This window comes from Clostridium carboxidivorans P7 (genome assembly GCF_001038625.1).
GTDB classification, from domain to species: Bacteria; Bacillota; Clostridia; order Clostridiales; family Clostridiaceae; genus Clostridium_AM; species Clostridium_AM carboxidivorans.
This window is the reverse complement of record NZ_CP011803.1, coordinates 3,330,020-3,353,420: the sequence shown is the minus strand read 5'-3', so window position 1 is coordinate 3,353,420 and position 23,401 is coordinate 3,330,020. Positions and strand designations below refer to the sequence as shown.

At 29.4% G+C, this 23,401-nt stretch carries 22 protein-coding genes; 15 read left to right on the top strand and 7 right to left on the bottom strand.

All coding sequences use genetic code 11. From position 1 onward, the window contains the following. The first annotated feature begins 167 nt into the window (after positions 1 to 167). Positions 168 to 1,037, top strand: coding sequence for a PhzF family phenazine biosynthesis protein (locus Ccar_RS14645; protein WP_007063510.1), 870 nt, complete (start codon positions 168 to 170; stop codon positions 1,035 to 1,037). 73 nt (positions 1,038 to 1,110) lie between these two features. Beyond that, the gene (locus tag Ccar_RS14640) at positions 1,111 to 1,716 is read left to right on the top strand and encodes an HAD family hydrolase (RefSeq protein ID WP_007063511.1); all 606 of its coding nucleotides are present in this window, start codon (positions 1,111 to 1,113) and stop codon (positions 1,714 to 1,716) included. A gap of 185 nt (positions 1,717 to 1,901) precedes the next feature. On the opposite strand, the gene Ccar_RS14635 is transcribed toward Ccar_RS14640, so the two are convergent. Continuing rightward, a complete protein-coding gene (locus Ccar_RS14635) occupies positions 1,902 to 2,696 on the bottom strand; it encodes an amidohydrolase family protein (RefSeq protein ID WP_007064830.1) in 795 nt (264 codons plus the stop codon). Between the two features lie 226 nt (positions 2,697 to 2,922). Here Ccar_RS14635 and Ccar_RS14630 point away from each other — a divergent pair, with 226 nt between their 5' ends. The 6 genes from Ccar_RS14630 to Ccar_RS14605 all read left to right on the top strand — a co-directional run bounded on the left by Ccar_RS14630 (position 2,923) and on the right by Ccar_RS14605 (position 7,674). Continuing rightward, complete coding sequence (locus Ccar_RS14630; RefSeq protein ID WP_007063514.1) at positions 2,923 to 3,252, top strand: winged helix-turn-helix transcriptional regulator; 330 nt, start codon at positions 2,923 to 2,925, stop codon at positions 3,250 to 3,252. A gap of 13 nt (positions 3,253 to 3,265) precedes the next feature. Further along, positions 3,266 to 3,679, top strand: a complete 414-nt coding sequence (locus Ccar_RS14625) for a VOC family protein (RefSeq protein WP_007063515.1) — start codon at positions 3,266 to 3,268, stop codon at positions 3,677 to 3,679. 128 nt (positions 3,680 to 3,807) lie between these two features. Continuing rightward, positions 3,808 to 4,569 (top strand): IclR family transcriptional regulator, encoded by a 762-nt coding sequence (locus Ccar_RS27235; protein WP_048030112.1) that lies wholly within the window; start codon positions 3,808 to 3,810, stop codon positions 4,567 to 4,569. A 286-nt stretch (positions 4,570 to 4,855) separates the two neighbouring features. Continuing rightward, on the top strand, positions 4,856 to 6,229 hold the full coding sequence (locus Ccar_RS14615) for a PTS galactitol transporter subunit IIC (protein WP_007063518.1): 1,374 nt from the start codon (positions 4,856 to 4,858) through the stop codon (positions 6,227 to 6,229). A 39-nt stretch (positions 6,230 to 6,268) separates the two neighbouring features. Continuing rightward, positions 6,269 to 7,045: a 2-dehydro-3-deoxy-D-gluconate 5-dehydrogenase KduD gene (kduD, locus tag Ccar_RS14610; protein WP_048030110.1), complete on the top strand. Its 777-nt coding sequence runs from the start codon at positions 6,269 to 6,271 to the stop codon at positions 7,043 to 7,045. Positions 7,046 to 7,227: 182 nt separating this feature from the next. Next, positions 7,228 to 7,674: a hypothetical protein gene (locus Ccar_RS14605; protein WP_007063520.1), complete on the top strand. Its 447-nt coding sequence runs from the start codon at positions 7,228 to 7,230 to the stop codon at positions 7,672 to 7,674. A 48-nt stretch (positions 7,675 to 7,722) separates the two neighbouring features. Here Ccar_RS14605 and Ccar_RS14600 read toward each other — a convergent pair whose 3' ends face one another. Continuing rightward, positions 7,723 to 9,348 (bottom strand): tannase/feruloyl esterase family alpha/beta hydrolase, encoded by a 1,626-nt coding sequence (locus tag Ccar_RS14600; RefSeq protein WP_007063521.1) that lies wholly within the window; start codon positions 9,346 to 9,348, stop codon positions 7,723 to 7,725. A gap of 237 nt (positions 9,349 to 9,585) precedes the next feature. On the opposite strand from Ccar_RS14600, the gene Ccar_RS14595 reads away from it, so the two are divergent. The 5 genes from Ccar_RS14595 (at position 9,586) to Ccar_RS14575 (ending at position 15,055) form a co-directional block, all read left to right on the top strand. Then, positions 9,586 to 10,500, top strand: coding sequence for a carbohydrate ABC transporter permease (locus Ccar_RS14595; protein WP_048030108.1), 915 nt, complete (start codon positions 9,586 to 9,588; stop codon positions 10,498 to 10,500). 16 nt (positions 10,501 to 10,516) lie between these two features. Then, a complete protein-coding gene (locus tag Ccar_RS14590; RefSeq protein ID WP_007063523.1) occupies positions 10,517 to 11,338 on the top strand; it encodes a carbohydrate ABC transporter permease in 822 nt (273 codons plus the stop codon). 47 nt (positions 11,339 to 11,385) lie between these two features. After that, positions 11,386 to 12,732: an ABC transporter substrate-binding protein gene (locus tag Ccar_RS14585; RefSeq protein ID WP_007063524.1), complete on the top strand. Its 1,347-nt coding sequence runs from the start codon at positions 11,386 to 11,388 to the stop codon at positions 12,730 to 12,732. A gap of 469 nt (positions 12,733 to 13,201) precedes the next feature. Next, complete coding sequence (locus Ccar_RS14580; RefSeq protein ID WP_007062790.1) at positions 13,202 to 13,927, top strand: glycerophosphodiester phosphodiesterase; 726 nt, start codon at positions 13,202 to 13,204, stop codon at positions 13,925 to 13,927. 15 nt (positions 13,928 to 13,942) lie between these two features. Beyond that, on the top strand, positions 13,943 to 15,055 hold the full coding sequence (locus Ccar_RS14575; RefSeq protein ID WP_007062791.1) for an ABC transporter ATP-binding protein: 1,113 nt from the start codon (positions 13,943 to 13,945) through the stop codon (positions 15,053 to 15,055). A gap of 729 nt (positions 15,056 to 15,784) precedes the next feature. On the opposite strand, the gene Ccar_RS14570 is transcribed toward Ccar_RS14575, so the two are convergent. Together Ccar_RS14570 and Ccar_RS14565 are read right to left on the bottom strand one after the other, a co-directional pair. After that, complete coding sequence (locus Ccar_RS14570) at positions 15,785 to 16,528, bottom strand: response regulator transcription factor (RefSeq protein WP_007062793.1); 744 nt, start codon at positions 16,526 to 16,528, stop codon at positions 15,785 to 15,787. Positions 16,529 to 16,582: 54 nt separating this feature from the next. Next, entirely contained in the window at positions 16,583 to 17,794 is a 1,212-nt protein-coding gene (locus Ccar_RS14565; RefSeq protein WP_007062794.1) for a sensor histidine kinase, read from the bottom strand. A gap of 282 nt (positions 17,795 to 18,076) precedes the next feature. Here Ccar_RS14565 and Ccar_RS14560 point away from each other — a divergent pair, with 282 nt between their 5' ends. Further along, positions 18,077 to 19,567, top strand: a complete 1,491-nt coding sequence (locus Ccar_RS14560; protein WP_007062795.1) for an Ig-like domain-containing protein — start codon at positions 18,077 to 18,079, stop codon at positions 19,565 to 19,567. 75 nt (positions 19,568 to 19,642) lie between these two features. Here the strand turns inward: Ccar_RS14560 and Ccar_RS27045 are convergent, their stop codons facing one another. Beyond that, on the bottom strand, positions 19,643 to 19,789 hold the full coding sequence (locus Ccar_RS27045; RefSeq protein WP_007062796.1) for a hypothetical protein: 147 nt from the start codon (positions 19,787 to 19,789) through the stop codon (positions 19,643 to 19,645). 180 nt (positions 19,790 to 19,969) lie between these two features. Here Ccar_RS27045 and hcp point away from each other — a divergent pair, with 180 nt between their 5' ends. Then, entirely contained in the window at positions 19,970 to 21,814 is a 1,845-nt protein-coding gene (gene hcp, locus Ccar_RS14555; RefSeq protein ID WP_007062797.1) for a hydroxylamine reductase, read from the top strand. Between the two features lie 57 nt (positions 21,815 to 21,871). Here the strand turns inward: hcp and Ccar_RS14550 are convergent, their stop codons facing one another. After that, on the bottom strand, positions 21,872 to 22,732 hold the full coding sequence (locus Ccar_RS14550; RefSeq protein WP_007062798.1) for a LysR family transcriptional regulator: 861 nt from the start codon (positions 22,730 to 22,732) through the stop codon (positions 21,872 to 21,874). 36 nt (positions 22,733 to 22,768) lie between these two features. Beyond that, the gene (locus Ccar_RS14545) at positions 22,769 to 23,125 is read right to left on the bottom strand and encodes a HesB-like protein (RefSeq protein WP_007062799.1); all 357 of its coding nucleotides are present in this window, start codon (positions 23,123 to 23,125) and stop codon (positions 22,769 to 22,771) included. Positions 23,126 to 23,401: the final 276 nt, after the last annotated feature.

Here is a 23,401-nt window from a genome sequence, read left to right as displayed (position 1 = left end):
TTAATTTTATATATTGCAATAAGTATTTTTTCACTGTAGGGTAAATATTATTCTAAATTATATAGATCAAAGTTTGAAATTAACTCAAATGAATTCAAATAAGATGTATAATATTAATAAAAATGAAAGAATTCAAATAGAATTTTTATATAAAAGGGGAATTTTAAATGCAAATAAAAGTTTATACATTAAATGCTTTTGCTAAAACAGATAATGGAGGAAATCCTGCTGGAGTTGTTTTAAATGCAGATTCTTTATCAGTAAATGATATGCAAAAAGTTGCAGGAAAGGTTGGATTCTCAGAAACAGCTTTTATTAAGAAATCCAATAAGGCTGATTTTAAGATTAACTTTTTTACTCCTAATAAGGAGGTTGATTTATGTGGACATGCTACTATTGGAACTTTCTATTTGTTGGCAAGCAAGGGAATAATAAAATCAGGTCAGTACACTCAGGAAACTAAGGCCGGCATTTTAAAAGTGGAATGCAGAAATAACAATATGATATATATGAATCAGATGAAGCCTAAATTTTATGAAGTGCCAAATAAAGCAGATATAGCTGATTCGTTAAATATAGATGAAGAGGAGATCATGAGTGATATTCCCATTCAAATTGTATCTACAGGATTAAAGGATATTTTAATTCCAATTAAATCATTGAAGTCATTATATAAAATGAAACCTGATTTTCAGAAAATAGCTCATATTAGTAAAAAACAAAATGTTGTTGGATATCATGTCTTTACGTTGGAAACGGAACATGGTTCTACAGCTCACTGCAGGAATTTTGCGCCTTTGTATGATATTTATGAGGAAGCTGCAACAGGGACATCAAATGGGGCATTAAGCTGTTATTTATATAAATATGGACTTGTTTCACAAGAAAGTATTGGAAATTTATCTTTCGAGCAAGGATATTCTATGAAAAAACCATCAGAGATTTTAGCTAGTTTGATAGTTGATAATGAGGAAATTAATGAAGTAAAAGTTGGTGGAATTGCTTTAAATATTAAAGAAAAGAATATTGAGTTATGATTTAGTTAAAAACGTTGAAAATCTAGAAGCTATTGAAATGAAAAAATAATAACATCAAAAAGGAGAGCAGATTATGTATAAAAACATTATATTTGATTTAGGAAATGTATTGTTGAATTTTAAACCTAAGGAGTATTTAAAAACAAAAATTACTGAAGTTAATAAAGTTTCAGAAATATATAAAGAAATATTTCAAAGTGAGCAATGGGCAATGCTTGATAGAGGAACCATTACTGAAGAAGAGGCTATAAATATTATAATTCAAAACAGTGCAGGAAATGAGAAGTTAATAAAACTTGCTTTTGAAAATTGGTATGAACTTCTTGCACCAATTGAGGATTCAATCAAGGTTTTAAGAGATTTAAAAAGCTCTGGATATAATATCTATTTCTTATCTAATTTTCATTTATTAGCATTTCAATATGTAACTAGCAAGTATGATTTTTTTCGAATTTTTGATGGAGGAATTGTTTCATATAAAGAAAGATTATTAAAGCCAGAAGTTGGTATATATAAAAGGATAATAGAGGAATATGATATAGATCCTAAGGAATCAATTTTTATAGATGATACAGAAATTAATGTCAAAGGTGCAAGAAAGCTTAATTTTGAAACTATATTATTAAAAAGTCCTAAGGATTTAAGAGATAATCTAAGAAATTATAACATTCATATATAGTTTTTAATTTGACATGAATATAAAATTTGTTCAATCTTAAAAATTATAAATTTCAAATTCATAATCAGAAACAATAGTATATAAAGGTTTCAAAATTAGAATAAGTGAATTATGACACAGCCTAATGATAGAAAATGTTTTAGGCTGTGTTATTGAAAATGTTTAAATATTACCAATGTGATATATTATAAATTTAATAATCTTGATATATTTCCACCTAGTACCAGGTCAGAAATTTTTTTATCTGGGCTGCTCATTTCAATTATTTTTCTAAATATAAGAGGGTTTCCATATGGTGCATCTGAGCTAAATAATGTACGTTCAGGCAATTCTTTGATTGCCATAGTAGGAGCTAAAATTGTATAGGTAGCAGATACATCTAAATAGATGTTAGAGTTTTCCTTAGCAATTTTTATCACATCAAGCCAGTGAGTACCACCCATATGGCCTAGTATTAGGGGTACTTTTGGATATTTTTTAGATAAATCAATAAGTTGTTTAATATCATCAAAATTCAATGGATAAAATGTATGAACCCATAGAGGTAAATGACCTAATTCATTAGAAGCTTGAAAAATTGTTTCTAAGGACTTCACTTTACCAGACATAGGCGAAAATTCACCTAAACCATAAAAATTGTTTTTTATTATATTATTACTTATCCAATCTGCTGTTTCATTATAGGTTAAAGATAATGGAACACAGCCAAAACCTATAAATTTTGATGGATTTTTATCTATAACTTCTTTTAATGTTTTTGTAGTATTTTTGATATTTTCAATTCTTTCATTTACTGAAGTACTGCTTGATAATATATTATTTAGTACAGAAAGTTCACTTTCTAGAGATTTCAAATCGTTAGCTTTTTCAGGATGAGGTGTTGTAGAAAATAATATAGTTTTGTCTATATTAGCCTCCTCCATCATTAATATCTGTTTTTCTGTTGGTAACATTACATGAGCGTGACTATCAATTATCATTTAGGATTTCCTTCTTTCTTAAATTAAATAATTTTTATTTAAATATTATGGGGATATTTTAAGATTATCCAAGCTTGAAAATAATCACTGATAAATATCAAATAAGTTTTTCTATTTAAGAGAATATCATTAAAAGTAATTCATTTAAAGTACGCACAAATTTGAAACGTAGTGTAGTAAATGATACTATAATGTTATTAATTGAAATATGTAAAGGGGAGTTAAGATGGCAAAGGCAAAAGAAATAACAACTCAATGTCCTATGGATGTTACTATAAATATATTGAGTGGAAAGTGGAAAATGTCAATTCTTTGGCACTTATCAAAAGGAGTAATTAGATTTAATGAATTGCAAAGATTATTAAATAATATTACTCAAAAAACATTGACACTTCAATTAAGGGAATTAGAAAGAGATGGTATAATTTATAGGAAGATTTATGCGGAAGTTCCTCCTAAAGTAGAATATGGACTTACTGAGTTGGGTGAAAGTATGAAGCCCATCTTAAAGTCAATGTGTGATTGGGGAAAAAATTATCAAAAGATACATTCTTAAAGGAGATAAAGCTATGAGTATAAAAATGATTCACCATGTTTGTATTCAAACAGAAAAATATAAGGAATCACTTGAATTTTACACTGAAATACTAGGTTTTGAGTTAGTTAAAGAAACAGCTAATTTTCACAAACGGGCGTTTAACACATGGTTAAAACTAGGAACATTTATGATTGAGCTGCAGACGGCTAAACAAGGAGACAAGTTAAATAATTGGAGTTCATTAAATGAGGGAATAGTACATATATGTTTTTTAGTTGATGATGTTCATGAAGAATTTAATAGAATAAAAAAATTAGGTTATAGCAATTTTAAGATTAAGAATGGAGAGGAAATTTATAAAGTTGAAGATGGATATTTATTTAAAATTAAAGCACCAGAAGGTACTGAAATTGAAATAAGAGATGTACTCATATCAAATATTTAGCATGAACAAATTATAACTTAGCGAATGTTCTATTATTTAAAAATATATGATAGAATGTATTAAGAAAATATATGTTTATAGTAATATAATATTAAATTTACTAAATTGAAGAAGGAGATACAATTAAAATGGCAGAGATAGTTCAATCAGTTGATAGATCACTTTGTATTTTAGAAGTATTATCTGATTATGAAGATGGATTAGGTATAACTGAAATAGCTGAAAAAGTTGATTTACATAAAAGTACAGTTTATAGACTTTTAAATACATTAGTATGGAAAGGATATATAAAACAAAATAAAAACACTAGTAAGTATGGTTTAACATTAAAACTATTTGAACTTGGAAATAAAAAAGTTGAAAAAATGGATTTTGTTACAATAGCACAGCCCTACTTAAAGGAACTAATGGAAAAGACTAATGAGGTTGTTCATTTAGTAGTGAGGGAAGAAAATGAGATCATGTATCTTGCCAAAGTAGAACCTCAGAAATCCATGAAAATGTACACTAGAATAGGAATGAGAAAACCTATGTATTGCACAGCAATGGGTAAGGCTATGATGTCTCAGATGTCAGAAGAAGAAGTAGAAGAAATTTGGAATGGTAGTGATATAAAAAAACTTACTGAAAATACTATAGTTGATATTGAGAAATTAAAAGAAAGCTTATCAGAAATAAGAAAAAAAGGATATGCTGTTGATGATCAAGAAGTTGAAATAGGAATAAGATGCATAGGAACGGTAGTAAAAGATCATAAAAACAATGTATCTGGGGCAATTAGTTTATCCAGTTCAATTATAACTTTTACAGAAGATAAAATAGAATATTTTTCAAAAATGATTTTAGAATGTGCAAATAAAATATCAAAAGAACTTGGTTACAGAGGTTAAATGTAACCAAGTTCTTTTTTTTATCCGATGACTACCTGCTCAAGTAAGAGGTATTCCTCATAAGCAAACTCCACCTGAGTTTAAGAATTACTTGATTATTTACCTTATATTTAATTAATTGAAGTAGTAAAAAATGTAAATGAAATTATACTAAAGATTTTGTTAAATTTTTGTTTTTTCTCTTGAAAAATGAAACGTGATATCGTATAATGAAAACATAATCCACATTGTGATACAAAGTTTCATAATGTGAAACAAAATAAAGGATTAATAGGAGGGAAAAAGTATGCAAGTATTAAACTATATTGTAAGTTTAGGTGCTAGTGTTATGATGCCAATAATATTTACCATACTTGGTGTATTACTTGGCCTTAAGGTTGGAAAGTCTCTAAAATCAGGTTTATTTGTAGGAGTAGGATTTGTTGGATTAAGTGTAGTTACTGCTTTATTGTCAGACAACTTAGGACCAGCAGTTAATCACATGGTAAAAAACTTTGGATTAAATTTAAATGTAATCGATATCGGATGGCCAGCAGCGTCAGCTATAGCTTTTGGAACAAAGGTAGGAGCCATGATGATTCCTATAGGACTTATAGTAAACATTATCATGCTAGTGACAAAGACAACTAAAACAGTAAACATAGATATTTGGAATTATTGGCATTTTGCTTTTACAGGCTCTATAGTATCAGTTGCAACTGGAAGTATGTGGTGGGGGTTATTTGCTGCAGTTATAAACTTCATAATAACAGTAATAATTGCTGACTTTACTAGTGAAGGAGTAGCTAAATATTATGATAATATGGAGGGAATATCTATTCCGCAAGGATTTTGTGTGGCATTTGTGCCATTTGCATATGTGTTAAACAAATTATTAGATATGATACCAGGAATAAAAAATTTAGATTTTGATGCAGAAGCACTACAAAAGAAATTTGGAGTAGTTGGAGATCCTGTTTTCTTAGGAACAATTATAGGATGTTTATTGGGGGTAATTGCTAGATATCCAGTAAATAATGTTTTGAAATTAGGAATAACTATGGGAGCTGTAATGGTTTTGATACCTAAAATAACATCATTCTTTATTGAAGGATTAGTGCCAATTTCTAAAGCGACTCAAGAATTGATAAATAAAAAATTTAAAAATAGTTCAGGATTATCTATAGGAATGAGTCCAGCATTAGTAATTGGACATCCTACAACTTTGGTTGTATCTTTGCTTCTTGTACCTTTTATATTATTCTTATCAGTTATAATACCAGGAAATCAATTTTTGCCATTAACTAGCTTAGCTGGCTTAATATATATATTTCCATTAGTACTTCCAATAACAAAGGGAGATGTATTCAAAACATTTATAATAGGTTTAATTATGTTAGTAGTTGGAGATTTGTTTGCTACTAGTTTAGCACCAATATTTACAGAAGCAGCTAAATTAGCTAGTGTAAAATTGCCAGGTGGATCAAGTATGGTAGCAAGTGTTGATTATGCTGCAAGTCCACTTCCTTGGGCTATATATAAATTAACAAACTTAAAGTTCATAGGTGCTGCTATTATGACAGTAATAACTCTAGCGTTAATGATAATAAATAGAAAGAAAATAGTTGGGAAAAATGCAGCTCAAGAAAACATGGCTAAAAATTGTGAAATAGCTAAATAATCATATAAGTTTATATAGAAATATTAAGGAGGAAAAATTATGTCATTATCAGATTTTTCAATGGATTTTTTTAAATTGGATGGAAAAGTAGCAATTGTTACAGGAGGAAATACAGGACTTGGACAAGGATATGCAGTAGCTTTAGCAAAGGCTGGAGCAGATTTGCTAATATCAACTCATGGTACAAACTGGGAAGAAACAAGAGAATTAATTAAAGAAACAGGAAGAAAAGTAGAGTTTGTTCAAGCTGATTTAACAAAAAAAGAAGATAGAGAAAAAGTAGTGAAAAGATGTATGGAGGTCTATGGAAAGATAGATATACTTGTAAATAACGCAGGGACAATAAGAAGAACTCCATTACTTGAGTATAAGGATGAAGATTGGCAAGCAGTTATGGATATAAATTTAAATGCTCTTTACTACTTGAGTAAGGATGTAGCTAATATTATGGTAAAGCAGGAAGCAGGAAAAATAATTAATGTAGCATCAATGCTTTCTTTCCAAGGAGGAAAATTTGTTCCACCATATACAGCAAGTAAGCATGCAGTAGCAGGAATAACAAAGGCATTTGCCAATGAATTAGCTTGTCACAATATACAAATAAATGCAATAGCGCCAGGATATATAGAAACAGCTAATACTGCACCAATAAGAGCTGATAAAAATAGAAATAATGAAATATTATCAAGAATACCAGCAGCTAAATGGGGACAACCATTTGATTTGATGGGAACAGTAGTGTTTTTAGCAAGTAGAGCGTCAGATTATGTAAATGGACATATTTTAGCCGTTGATGGTGGTTGGCTAGTAAGATAACATATAACACAATATAACGACATTTTAAAGCTATTTTTGTATTATTAAACAAAAATAGCTTTATTAAATTTACTTTAATTGTTAATATATCAGTATTAACTATAAAAGCAAAGATATTAATGGAAGGAGTTGAATATTTAGTTGGATGGGTATTTTAAAAATATTCACTCACTAATAAGGTTATGAATTTATTAAAAAAATTTTTTGCATTAATTATATTTGTATTAATTTTAGCTGTAGTGAGATTTAACTTGATAGAATTCCATATGTTTGAAATGTTTGTAATAATGCCATTACTATTTTATATAAGTTTAAAATTTATGAACTATGATAAAAAAATGATAAAAAATTATTTCGGAATTGATATGGATTTAAATGAAGATGATATAAGTTATATAAAAAATATTTATGAAAAAAAGATTAAGAGAAATAGTATTTTGGTACTTGCTATGACTCCATTTGTTTATTGTATAGAATTTTTTATTGACGAAAATTATAAAATATTTAACACTTTTTTTCTAAATAGAATACTTCAAGGTCCATTTTTATTTGGAGCTATCATTTTATTGCTTACAACACCAATATTTGTTAAAAGGCAATATTTAAAAAGAATAAAGTCCAAAGAATAAAGAAGGATTATTTCCTCCTTTATTCTTTACTAAATCATAATATTTACGTTATTTTACAGGCTCTTTAGCTACAAAACTGTAAGCGGATTTAGTATCTCCTCTACCATTATAAACAGCCTGCATTGGGTATGGAAATAATGGTCGGCTTATGTCTTCAAATGGTTTGTCCTTAGAACCGTGTGCAACAATCATAGTAGGAGCTTTATCTTTTTCTACCCACTCTTGAATGGCTGTTAAAGCATCAAATTGATCAGTTGCAGGCCCACCTTCAACATGGTTCATACCGGGAACTAAAAAAAGTCTTGCAAATTTTTGGGTTTCTTTTAATCCACCGTTTGCATCTATAAGTTTATCATAGTAATTAATTGTATCATAAGCGGAAAAAACTGGGTCAGCCATACCATGATATAGAATTAAATTTCCACCTAATTTTCTAAATGGTTCAAGATATGTTGACACATTATTGATGAATGAAGAAGATAGGATCAACTTTGAAGGATCAGTGTCAAAATCATAATCTAAGGACCATTCTAATGCTTTACTAGAATCATATTCTTCTGGAATAGGAGTTGTAAATACACGGGCCATGCTTTCTACACCAAGAGAAACATTTCTTGGAGGACAGTCTTCTGTTCCTAAAGTCCATGAACGCCATTCTGGATCTAAAATTCCTGGGTCCCACGGCCAATTGGAATATAATACATTACCTTTAGAGTCTTTAGGTCCATCAAATAATAGTTTTAAAGCATTTATTTGTTCATCAGTTAATCCTGGTAAATTTTTAGTTTTTCTAGGTAATGTTGATGGATCAAACTTTCTAGCAGCATTCATGTCTAAAATAATACCATCTTCTAATCCATCAGCGCTATCAAATTGTTTCAATATAGTATCCGACACAAGTTTCATGTCAGCTTCAGAGAAGGCAGTATATATAAGTGGTCTGTCGTTTTCATCTTTTTTTGAAATTTTTGCAAAGATTTGATTAGCCCACATTTCTGCAATAGCTGCATTTGTTAAATTCAGAGCAGGTGCACCTGAAATAATTCCATCAAAATATCCAGGAAAACGTTGAGCCATAGCTAGGGCTTGTCTTCCACCATTTGATGCACCCATAAAGTATGAATATTTAGGTGGCTTTCCATAATAATTTTTAACAATGGATTTTGCTGTAATAGTTACTTGATTTATGGCATTGTATCCATAATCAATTCTTGCTTGTTGATCGTAACCGAATTTACAATCAGTATTGCCTTGATGTCCACCATCTGTAGCAACTGTTGCAAAGCCTCTAGATAAAGCAGGAACTTTACCAACTTTTCTTATACCTATTCTAGGAGGTATGATGCCATCACTGCCGCCGCCACCTTCAAAGTAAAAGCGCTCATTCCATTCATTAGGAAGACATAATTCGAAACCAATATAATATTCAGCAGGACCATCAAATCCTATACCAGTTCGTTCATTGATTCTTCCTTCAACCTTGTAATAATCGGGTAAAATAACATTTTCACCATCAACAATAACTGTGACACCACTCATTTTAGTTATAGTTACTATGGTAGTATTGTTGGGAAAACTAAAATTTTTTATAGAGGCAGCATCTACGTTAGGATGTATTTCGGTAGATACTGCTGGTGAATTTAAGGTATCTTTTAATTTAAATCGTTTTTCCATTAAGTATTCCTCCGTATTATATGTAATATTAGTGGGAACTTCCCAAGCAGTTAGTTCCCTCATTTTTAGTCTTTGGACTTGTATAATTTGGTATCATTATAATTACTTAACATCACATAATTATATTATAAATCAATATTTTTTAATGTAAATTTTTTTTAACAAATGCATAAACTTTTTATAATATTCCAGTGTTACCATATGTATGAAAAACGTGGAACACATGGAGGTATATAAATGCAACAAGTAGTAGAAAAATTGGATTCCATTGATAGTAGAATTCAAGTCAAAAAAGGAATTTTGAAAAAATTAGAGCCATATTTTTATCTTATTCCTTGTTTAATTATCTTTTTAGCTTTTACTTATTTTCCATTCTTTAAAACTATTTACTTGAGTTTATTTAATACTAATGCTCAAGGTGAAATAGGTTCTTTTGCAGGATTAACAAATTATAGGGAACTTTTTAACTCACCGTCTTTTATAAATAGCATATTAGTTACATTTAAATTTGTAATTTTAACTACATTCCCATCTATCTTAATAGGACTTATTACAGCTTTATTATGTAATAATAAATTGAAATTTAAGGGTATTTTTAATACAATGTATGCTATGCCAATGGCTGTATCATCAGCATCTGCTTCTATTATTTGGCTTCTGCTTTTTAATCCAAGTATAGGCTTAATTAACTATGTACTTAAAAAAAATATAGGATGGCTTACTAGTCCGTTTTGGGGATTAATTGCAGTATCTATTGTTACTATCTGGATGAATAGTTGTATAAATTTTATATTCATTACAGCAGGTCTTCAAAATATTCCTAAAGAATTAAAAGAAAGCGCTTCAATAGATGGAGCAAATTATTTTCAATGTTTAAAAAATGTAATATTACCTTGTTTATCACCAACTTTGTTCTTTGTATTGGTAATCAATATAATAAATGGATTTCAAACTTTTGGACAAATAAACATCATGACTTTAGGGGGACCAGGAGAAGCTACTAATGTGCTTGTATATTCAATATACAGGGATGCATTTTTTAATAATAAATTTGGTATAGCAAGTGCTGAGTCCATAATTCTTTTTATAATAATGCTTGTTATAACAATGCTTCAATTTAGATATGAAAAAAATAAAGTGTTTTATAACTAATGGAGGTGACACAGAAATGAATAAAAGATTAAATAGAGTACTTCTTTATGTAGTAAATGTAGTATTTGCATTAATGGCTGTAGCGCCTCTTTTATATGCATTACTTATTAGTATAATGCCGCCGGAGCAGATATTTTCTTTTCCACCTAAGTTAATACCAAAGAGTTTTTACATTCAAAATTATGTGGATGCGTTAAATACAGCACCAGTAATTAAATTTATAGTAAACAGTTTTGTTGTATCTTTATTGGTTACCTTTGGTCAGATTATAACTTCTTGTATGGCAGCTTTTACTTTTTCCTTTTTTAACTTTAAGGGAAAAAATATATTATTTGTATTAATGCTAGCAACAATGATGATTCCAGCTGAAGCAATTATGATATCTAATTATTTAACAGTAGGATCATTTGGATGGTTAGATAGCTATAAAGCTCTTGTAGTACCATATTTAAGTTCAGCTATGGGAATATTTATGATGAGACAATATTATTTGACACTGCCTAAAGAGTTATATGAAGCAGCTAAAATTGATGGGTGCAGCAGCTTGAAGTTTTTAATAAAAATAGTAATGCCTATGTCAAAACCAATAGTAGGTTCATTAGGAGTGTATACTTTTTTAGTAACTTGGAATCAATATCTATGGCCATTACTTGTGACAAGTAAGGATAGTTCAAGAACAGTACAGATAGGAATAAGTATGCTTCAGTTTTCAGAAAACCAATCCTTTGGTCTTATAATGGCAGGTATTGTAATGGTAATATTACCTTCCATATTGATCTTTATATTTGGACAAAAACAACTTGTAGAAGGTATGACATCAGGCGCAGTAAAGGGTTAATAATATAATAGTTTAAATATTAAATGTATTTTGAGAGGAGAAAAACAATGAAAAAGAGACTTATAAGTTTAATAACAGCATCTTTAATGGTAACTGGTATGTTAGCAGGATGCGGAAACAGTAGTAAGAGTGCTTCGGGAAGTGGAAAACCTACAGAAATAACCTTCTGGCATTCAATGGGAGGAAAGAATGGACAGGCAATAACTAAGATGGTAAATGACTTTAATAGTTCACATAAAGACATTAAAGTAAATGTTCAGTATCAAGGAAAGTATGATGAAGCTATAAATAAGTTGAAAAGTGCTAAAAAGGGAAATGGTGGACCAGATGTAATGCAAGTATATGATATTGGTACCAGATTTATGATTGATAGTAAATGGGTTGTTCCAATGCAAAAATTTATAGATGCAGAAAAGTATGATACATCTCAATTAGAGCCTAATATATTAGGATATTATACAGTTAATAATAAACTTTATTCAATGCCATTTAATACATCAACCCCAATATTGTATTATAACAAGACTGCTTTTAAGGAAGCTGGTTTAGACCCTAATAATCCTCCAAAAACTTTTGAAGACATAGAAAAATATTCAGCTGCTTTGGCGAAAAAAGATGGTTCAGGCAAAGCTAGTCAGTATGGATATGCTATGGCTATATATGGTTGGTTCTTTGAACAATTCATTGTTAAACAAGGTGCTAACTATGCCAATAATGACAATGGTAGAGAGTCAGCAGCAACAGCAGTGGAATTTGATAAAAATGGAGCAGCATTAAAGATCTTAAATGAGTGGAAAAAGCTAGTTGATTCTGGTAATGTAGGTAACTTTGGAAGAAATGAAGATGATACTGAAAATGCTTTTATTGCAGGTAAAACAGCAATGTATATTGAATCTACAGCAGATTTAAAATCAGATTTAAGTGCTATTGGAGGAAGATTTGAACTTGGAACTGCATTTTTACCATCCTTCCAGGGAATGCAAGATGGCGGCGTTTCAATAGGAGGAGCTTCACTATGGGCTTTAGATAATAAAGATGAAGCAAAGCAAAAGGCAACTTGGGAATTTATAAAGTTTATGGTATCACCTGATGAACAAGCTTATTGGAATACACAAACAGGATATTTCCCAGTAACACAAAAGGCTTATGATGTTCAAGTGATGAAGGATAATTTGAAGAAATATCCACAATTCCAAACTGCTATAGATCAGTTACATGCATCGCCAAAGACAGCTAAAGGTGCATTAATGTCTGTATTCCCAGAAGCAAGACAAACTGTTGAAAAGAATATAGAAGAAATGCTTCAAAACAAACAGACCCCTGAGGAAGCAGCTAAAAATTCAGCAAAGAGTATAAATGAAGCTATTGATAAATATAATAAATCCAATAAATAATTCATTAAAACTAGTTTAAGCTTAAATCAAGGGGATAAGGATGGTGCATTAAGATAAGTAATAAAATATGTTATATATTCAACTTTCACAATTTTAAAAAATGCGAAGCGTTTTTTAGAGGACATTTGACAGAGTACAGAGGACAATGAAGGTGAGTTTTCCTCCTTACGTCAGAAAACTAATTTATTTCTAAAGATTGTTTTGCTAACGCAAAATGAGCTTTAAACTTATATTAGTCAGCAATGTTTCGATTTAGCGAAACAAGTCATTAAAAGTTTAATTAAAGATTTTTCGTAGCAAAGCGAAGAAAAATCATCCTTCACTGTCCTCTGTCCTCTGAAAAAGTTATGTCACATTATACTCATATTAAATCAAAATTGCATATACAAAAATTAAGTTATACTTAGTGCAACAGCCCCAATTCCTTTAAATCAAATAGTTTGTAATGAATATAAAGGAGATCTTATACATGAAAAAAAGTTTAAATATTGCACATAGAGGATTTAGTGGTAACTATCCTGAAAACACTATGCTTGCATTTAAAAAAGCTGTAGAAGCAGGTTGTGATGGAATTGAAACAGATTTGCACATGACAAGGGATGGAATTATAGTTATTTGTCATGATGAAACTATAGATAGAACTACAAATGGCAGCGGTTTTATTAATGATTATAGTTATGAGGAACTATGTAAATTTGATGCAGGAATTAAGTTTGGTGAGGAATTTGAAAAAGAAAAAATTCCTGCTATTGATGAATTTTTAGATTATGTAAGGGATAAAAGTTTATTAATAAATTTGGAACTTAAAAATGATGTAATACATTATGGTGAACTTGAGAAAAAAGTAATAGAAAAAGTTTATGAATACAATTTGCAAAATAATGTGATATTGTCGTCTTTTAATCATTATTCAATGGTGAGAGTAAAGGAATATGATAGCAATATTAGAACAGGGCTGCTAAGTGCAGCAACTCTTTATAATGTACAAGATTATGTAAAAACAGTAGGAGCAGATGCACTTCATCCGTTTTATCCATCAGTAATGAATGAAAAAATAGTAACTTGTATTAAGAAAAATGGAATAAAAATTAATACATATACAGTGAATGAAGAAACACATATGAAAAAGCTTATAGAGTTAGGAATAGATGGGATCATAACAAATTATCCAGATAGATTAAAAAAGATTTTGTAAAGGAAGGTAGACAGTATGGCTAAATTAAGCTTAAAAAATATTAATAAATATTATGAAAATGGATATAGCGCAGTAAAAAATTTGAATTTAGAAATTGAAGATAAAGAATTTGTTGTATTAGTTGGACCTTCAGGATGTGGAAAGTCTACTACTCTTAGAATGATAGCAGGATTGGAAGATATTTCTCAAGGAGAACTTTATATAGGAGACAATCTAGTTAATAATGTTGAACCTAAAGATAGGGATATCGCAATGGTGTTTCAAAATTATGCACTATATCCTCATATGAGTGTATATAAGAATATGGCTTTTTCATTGGAACTAAATAAAGTTCGTAAGGAGCAAATAGATAAAAGGGTTAAAGAAGCAGCTGGAATTTTAGGCCTTGACAATCTTTTAAGTAGAAAACCTAAAGAGTTATCCGGTGGACAAAGGCAAAGAGTTGCACTAGGAAGAGCTATAGTTAGAGAACCAAAGGTATTTTTAATGGATGAACCCCTATCTAATTTAGATGCTAAACTTAGAGTAACAATGAGAACAGAGATTGCTAAGCTGCATAAAAAATTAAACACTACTTTTATATATGTTACTCATGATCAAACTGAAGCTATGACAATGGGAACTAAAATTGTAGTAATGAATAATGGAATAGTTCAACAAGTTGGATCTCCAATGGAGATTTATAATAATCCGACTAATATGTTTGTAGCTGGTTTTATAGGAAGTCCTCAAATGAATTTTATTGATGTACAAGTTATTAAAAAAAGTGGTAAAATTTTTGGAAGAATACAGGAAAATGATTTTCAATTTAGTGAAGATAAAGGTGAGCAATTAAAAAAAGAAGGGTATGTGGATAAAACTATAAAATTAGGTGTAAGACCAGAACATATACATTTGATAGAAAGTGTAAAAGAAAAACAAGAACATTATATTGTAATGGAAGCTGAAATAATGCTAGTTGAATTCTTAGGTGCAGAAACATATTTGCACTTAAAGTTAAAAGAATATAATGTTATAGCAAAGATAGCAGTAGATATAGAGTTAAAAGTAGGGGATAAGGTAAAAGTTGCTGTAGATAATGGATATATTCATGGTTTTGATAGTGAAACACAAAATGTAATATTTTAAGATAGATATTATTAACTCAACTTTCACACATATAAGATTTTGATTTAATATAAGCATAATGCAACGCAACTTTTTCAGAGGACAATTGACAGAGGACAGAGGACAGAGGACAATGAAGGTGAGTTTTCCTCCTTACGTCAGAAAACTAATTTATTTTTACGCTTGTTTTGCTAAAGCAAAACATCGCTTATTAGCAGCAAGCTAAAATCTATGATTTTTAGATAATTTTGTTTGCTTAGAAAGCATTTCTTAAAAACAAAAAACTCACGTTTTTTTAAAATTAAAGATTTTTCGTAGTGAAGTGGAGAAAAATCATCCGTCACTGTCCTCTGTCCTATGAATTGGAAAACTATATAAGCTATTGACATATTTTAATAATAGGTATATAATAAAAGGATATTGAACACAAAGAAGGTGAAAAATTGAATAAAAAATTAACATTGATAACATCCGATGTTATCGAAGAATGTTTATGTGAATCCCTTGATAGTCTTGAAAAAAGAGCTAAGACTACTCAAAAGATTAACATAACAAGTAGCAAAACTAGAAGACCATTGAAGTAGCTGCCTGCGGCAGGTCTTTTTTTATTTTTCGATAAAAAATTAGATTTTTATTTGTAAATTTGTGTGTAATGGAAAAATAAATAAAGCTAATTAAAAAAGGAAGCTGCTTTAAAAGTGCCTCCTTTTGGATTCAAAACATAACTTAATGAATAATTATAAAATACTTTTAAGCACGATCATGATTTACAACCCATCTGTACTTATGGGGAGCTACACCTTCATACTTTATAAATACTTTGCTGAAGTATGAAGGATCTATGTATCCTACGGATAATGATATATTACTTATACTCTTATTGGTGGAAGCTAATAGTTTTTTTGCTTCTTGTATACGTATTTGTGAAACATAATCAATAAAATTAACCCCAGTATGACTTTTAAAATATCGACTAAAGTATTGAGGGTTTAAATATACATGTGATGATACAGATTCTAAGCTTATATTGTTATTGAAATTTTTATGAATATAATTTATAGCTTCATTAATGGGATCTGATTTAGAAGAAGATGGTACATCAACGAAGTTATCATTAATATTTGGCAATAACCCCATAACTTTATCCATAGATTGATATAATTCAGAAGGTCTAGCTGGTTTTAGAATGTAATCAATTACGCCTAGTTGTATAGCTCTTTTAGCAAAGTCAAAATCATTATAGGCTGTTAAAATTATAGTTTTAACGTAAGGAAGAAATTGAGTAATAGATTCTAAGGCTTCTATACCATTTTTTTCGGGCATTTTTATATCCATAATAATTATTTCAGGTCTGTACTTATAAGCCAAATCTATAGCTTCTATGCCTGTTTTTGCATCATTAATTATTTCTACATTATCAAATTTTTTTTGGAGAATAATTCTTAAAGCTTTACGTTCTAAGGATTCATCTTCAGCAATAAGTAGCTTATACAAAAAACATACCTCCCATATAATAATATTTGTATTAAATACTAAATAAACCTTATTTTAAATTATAGCAGGTATAGTAACAGATACTTTTGTTCCTATAGGATAATTATTTTCTATTTTAATACCAAATTCCGGACCAAAATAGTATTTTATTCTTCCATTCACGTTTTGAATACCTAGACCAGTAGTATTAGATGGTAAAGTAGTGGTATTGTTAATTATGAGATTTATTTTTTCAGGCGTCATACCCACTCCATTATCAGATATTTCTACATTTATATTACCATTAAAGATTTTAGCCTTTATAGTAACTAATCCAGGATCCTTTTTGGGTTCAAGACCATGTATTATGGCATTTTCTACTAAGGGCTGAAGTGTCATCACAGGAATCTTGTAATGTCCAATGTTTTCAGGAACATCTATTTCAAAATTTATTCTATCACTGTATCTAGTAGTTTGGATGAAAAGGTATTTTTCTATATTGTCTATTTCTGTATTTAATTGAACCATATTATCTGAATTTTTGAGACTATATCTAAGGATGTCAGAAAGAGCATATATGAGTTTTTCAGTATTTGGAGCGTCTTCTATAAGAGACATTCTAGCTATAGTATTTAATGTATTAAATAAAAAGTGAGGATTTACTTGAGCCTGCAAAGACTTAAGCTGCATATCTTTGGCTAATTGTTGAAATTTCATTTTTTCTTTTGTTTCATCTAAGAGTTCACCCTGAATTAAATTTGACATGCCCATTTTAGCAATTAAATTAGCAAATAGGTAGAGAAATTCTGCCATATCTATTATTTTATTATATTCTAATACAATTACCTTATCTAAAGCAGCTTCAAGTTTTTCACATGGTAAGGAAAATTTATCACTAAGTTCTTTTATGTTAATAAAATTTCTGTTGTTTTTTTCCTTAACAAATACTTGTCCACAAAGCATAGCTCCTAAATAGTAATTGTTTACTATTATAGGTGCAGAGAAATCTGTAAGTCCTGCATGACAAGTATAAATTTCGGGTTTTCTTGATGAAATAGACTTTAATCCTCCATTAGCATCGCAATTAATACATTTTTTAAAGCCTTCTTCAGAACTTCTTATAAGGTTACAAAATTCGGAAAAATTACTTGGGTTTACTATAGGGGTTCCCTTTTCATTTACTGTTATTGTAGACATATTGGTTAACTTTGAAAATTTATCCTGAATGTGCTGTACAGATATTATGTCTATTAATTCCTCTAATTTGTATTTTTTTGAAGTATTCATATAAACACCTCTTTATTAAAAGTAAAATCACTAATTATATAATATCACAAAATAATTAGTAAAATAATAGATTTTTTATACTAATTTTCATATATGTATATTTTATGAATTATCACTCAAAATTTGTATGTAAAACATGTATTAAATCACATATAGATAAATATTGCAAAATGCGAATTTGCTAATTTTGAGGCTTTTTAGCAAATGTAGGTTGAAAATTATGAAAAAAAGATGTAAACTATTAGGTGTACTAAATTTTAAGCATTGGAGTGATTGAATTTAATGAAAAAAAGTGTAATAAAAATACTTATAATGTGTGGATGTATTATTTTTTCTCAAGCCATAAAAAATGATATGGTTTTTGCAGCAGCAAATGATACAGCAAATTCAAGTGCCATTACAACAGTTTCTTCAAAAGCTGTTAATAATATAGATAATGAAAATTTACAAAAAAGTACAAAAGATTCTAAGTATGTGAACGCAGATATTGCAGGACTAAATTCAATTTCTAAGGTAGATGTTCCTGTGGATAAAGTATGGAAAATAAGGTTTAATATGCCACTGGATTCTAGTTTAGTAAAAGATAAAATAAAAATTATAAACAAGGATACTGGAGTTGAGACAACCTCAAGTGTATCTTTAAGTGAAAATGATACTGTAGTTACTATTTCTTCACATTGTGATCCTAATAGTAATTATTCATTAATTATTGACAAAGATCTTAAGTCTAAAAATAATAAGTCATTAAATAACCCGGTTTATGTGGAGTTTAAAACAGCTGGACAAACTGCTTCAGCACCAGTAAAAACAGACACATTAATATCTTATATAGATGATGTTAATGTAACTATAAAAGAAAATGATAAATTTAGTTTTCCAACTACAATAAATGCAACTATGTCTGATGGAACAACTAAGAAGGTAAATGTTTCGTGGGACAAGCATGTAGATGTTTCAAGTAAACCAGGAACGTATACTTATTATGGAGTTATTGATGGATATTCAAAAAAAGTACGTTTAAATTTGACAATAACTGGTTTAGATTCACCAAGTAGTGCAACAGATGAATTAAAGATAGACTCTACAAAGGATATTAATTTGACTGCTAAACAATATGATAATTTTACTGCACCAGATACAATTGATGGTGTAACATCAGATGGAAAAGTTGTAAAGGTAAAAGTAAAGTGGGACAACCCTATTACTACAAATAGAGAACCAGGAAAATACACTTATTATGGAACAGCCGAAGGCTGTTTAGTAAAAGCAGTTTTAAACCTAACAATAACTGCTCCAGAAATAAAAACTCATTCTGATTTTCAGAAAAATTTATATAACTATCTTTCAAATGCAGATAATAGACAATCTGTAATGACAAGAGCAATAGAACTACACGGTGGAGATTTAAGCAACAATTGTGCATATTTTGCCAGTGAAGCTTTAAGAAGAGCAGGACTTAGTGATTTACCAGAGAGTGTAGCTAACACACGCACACTTACAAATGAACTATTGAGTCGTGGATGGGTGAAAAGCACAAATTTGGATGAACTTAGATCAGGAGATATATGCTTTACTATAGCTTATGATTCTTCAGGTCCAACACATACATACACCTTTATGAGATGGGTAGATCCAAATTCTCATGAATATGCATATATATGTGATAATCAAGGAAACGAATATGAGGGAGATCCTTATCATAAGAGAAACATAAATTTTGCTACAGAAACAAAGGATCCTATTTCATACTTTATGTATGTACCTCAACAATAATTTGGTAAGTTTAATTATAATTCAATAAAAATTTTTAAATATGTTTTATTAGTAGGGTAAAATTAAGATTTTGCTCTACTTTTTTGTTTTTGAATTTATATCAGTATCAGTATAGGTATAATTCCCATTAGATGCTTCTATTTCTATATGTTTTAATCTTGAATTTATTTCTTTTAACTCTGAATTTATTTGGCTAAATAACTCTTTTGTTTCTTTATCCAATTTTAAAGTCTCCTTTCTAAATTTTAATTACGTATATGTTATCCATAAATAAAAATTTTATCCTCTAATTTTAAATTTGTAACCTAGGTTACCGATTTTAAAGTATAAAATTAGTAAAATAAAATCATAAGATAGAAAAACAAAATGAATAAAAAGTTATTATATTTAGGAGGGTGAAATATGAGAATTACTAAGGATACGTTAATAGGGGATATATTGAAAATAAATCCCAATGCAGTAGAAATCTTAATGTCACATGGAATGGGCTGTGTAGGATGTCCATCATCACAAATGGAATCTTTAGAACAAGCAGTTGGTGTTCATGGAATAAATTTAGAGGATTTACTTAAAAAGTTAAATAAAGGTTTAGAAGATTCAACAGAAGCATTAGATATGTTTTGTTATCAATGTGAACAGACTGCAGGAGGAAAAGGGTGTACAAAAGCAGGTGTTTGTGGAAAGAATTCTAAAGTTGCAGCACTTCAAGATCTTTTAATACATCAACTTAAAGGTATTGGTTTCTATGGAAATAAAGCTATAGAAAAGGGAATAGTATTAGGGGACAAAATAGACAAGTTCACTATGGATTCATTATTTACCACTCTTACAAATGTAAATTTTGATGAAGATAAATTAGTAGAATTAGTAAAAGAAGCTAATAGCATAAAGATTGAAGTTAAAGCTTTAGCTGGAGAAGTTTCAGAAGTATTTGCCGGAGCAGATTATAAAGCACCAGAATCTAAAGAAGAGATGATAAATGATGCAAAAAAATTTGGTATAATGGCAGATAGTACTGTAAATGAAGATATAAGATCTTTAAAAGAATTGTCAATATATGGATTAAAAGGAATGGCAGCTTATGCTCATCATGCTTTTATTTTAGGAAAGAAAAATGAAGAAGTAAATAAATTTTTCTACAAGGCTCTATCAGCTACTTTAAATAATAAGCTAGATATAAACGATTGGCTAGGACTAGCTATGGAACTTGGACAAGTAAACTTTAAAGTAATGGAATTACTAGATGGTGCTAATACAGGAGCTTATGGTAATCCATCACCTACTAATGTTTTAGTTACTAAGAAAAAAGGTCCTTTCATAGTAGTTTCAGGACATGATTTGAAGGATTTAAAAGAACTATTAGAGCAAACAGAAGGAAAAGGAATAGATATATATACTCATGGAGAAATGCTTCCAGCTCATGCGTATCCAGAATTAAATAAATATCCTCATTTAGTAGGAAATTACGGTGGTGCATGGCAGGATCAGCAAAAAGAATTTGATAACATTCCAGGTTGTGTACTTATGACAACAAATTGTATACAAAAACCAAAAGACAACTATATGGATAGAATATATACAACTAGTGTAGTAGCTTGGCCTGGTGCTACACATATTGAAGAAGTAAATGGAAAGAAAGATTTTACAGAAATTATAGAAAAAGCTTTAGCACTTGGTGGATGGACTGAGGATGAAGAAGAAAAATCAATATTAGTAGGTTTTGGACACAACGCTACATTAAGCCATGCTAATGAAATTATAGAAGCTGTTAAGAGTGGAGCTATTAAGCATTTCTTCTTAATAGGTGGATGTGATGGTGCAAAATCAGGAAGAAATTACTATACTGAATTAGCTACATCTCTTCCAAAGGATACTGTAATATTAACATTAGCTTGTGGTAAATATAGATTCAATAAACTTGATTTTGGAACAGTAGCAGGTCTTCCAAGACTTTTAGATGTGGGACAATGTAATGATGCTTATTCAGCAGTAAAAATTGCATTAGCATTAGCAGAAGCTTTCAATTGTGGAGTAAATGATTTACCATTATCATTAATTTTATCTTGGTACGAACAGAAAGCAGTTTGTATATTACTTACATTACTTTCTTTAGGTATTAAAGGTATAAAATTAGGACCATCATTACCAGCATTTTTATCACCAAATGTAATTAATGTGTTGGTAGAAAAATTTGGAATAGCTCCTGTGAGCACTCCAGAAGAAGATATAAAAGCAATATTAGGATAATTGATAATCAGGTGGGGAATAGCCCCACCTGATTTTAATTTTAATTTAGATTGTTGTTTAAATTACATTTAGAAAATATTTAGCAGCCTCTGATAAGCTTTGATTTTTTAGCCATATGGCAGCTACTCTTGTTTCCAATTCTGATTCATCAATTTCTATATAAGACAAATCACTGTTGTTAACAAGTTTAATAGCAGATTTGGGTACAATAGCAAGACCTATACCAGAATCAGCCCAAAGTAGAGCTGTTCTTGCATCATCACATTTACATATTATCTTTGGATTAAACCCAAAGTTTTGGCAGCATTTTGATATTAATTTTTCAAAACGACGATATATTATAAGTGGTTTATCCATAATATCATTAATACATATACTCTTTTTATTTTTATACCACTTAGAATTAGTATTAAATACTGCAATCATTTTTTCTTTGGATAGATACTTTAAATTAAAGGATTCTGCATTAAATGGAGTTCGTACAATTCCAATTTCTATTAAACCATTGTTAAGTAGTTCTAATAGTTTATAGGTATTTCCCTCATATATCTCAAAGCTTATATCTGGGCATTTTTTATTAAAATTATGTATTCTTTCAGGAAGTAATGTAGCACCACAGGATGATACTGTACCAATAAACAAAGTTCCTTTGATTCCTTGACCAAAATCCTTTAATTGTTTAACAGTAGTTTCAGTTAATTTTAATATTTGACTGGCTTTAGCATAGAGAATTTTCCCAGCGTCAGTCAATTTGATTTTTCGACTTCCTCTTTCTACAAGTTTAACACCAAGTTCATCTTCCAAAAGTTTAAGATGATAACTAAGAGGTGGTTGAGCCATATTTAGTTTTCTGGCTGCACCTGTTATTTGGCCTTCTTCTGCAATTGCTATAAAGTATTTAAGTTGTCTAATATCCATGAAATTTACCACCTCTTTTTCTATGAGTGGTTTAAATTATTGGCAATCTTCGCAGCTTGAACATCCAGTAGAACAGTCACCAGAACAACCCATATTTTCAGGTTTATGAACTGGTTCTAGAGTAAATCCTCCCATACCGTTTTCGTCAGGGCTTAATAATACAAAACCGCTAAATTGAACAAAAAGATTTTTGTCAACTATAAATGTAGTATCGACAACTTTTTGCGATAAGTCTCCTTCTTCTAGATCACTTACAGAAATATTAAAAACAGGACCATGACAAGACATACTTGCCAAGTATATTCTAATATTACCATTGCAAGGTACATTTTGTTCAGTTAAGAATTCTTTTAATTGATTATAAGCTAAATCAGTTATTTTAAGAAAATTCATTTAGTTAAACCTCTTTTCATAATTTAGTTAGAAAAATAATTTCCACTAAGTAAATGTTATTATAATTTACAAAGAAATTCAACAAATTTCATGTTATACTATGCATATGAAGTGATTATTAGGTTCAGAAGGAGCTTCCTGTAAAGATGGGAGTTTTAGAAATGATAGATATGGGATAAAATGTAGTAACTCTGAATGTAGGGATTTTAAATAAAAACATTGAACTATAATAAAAAATAAAATATAATTATACAAGGTATTAAAATATTGAACTAA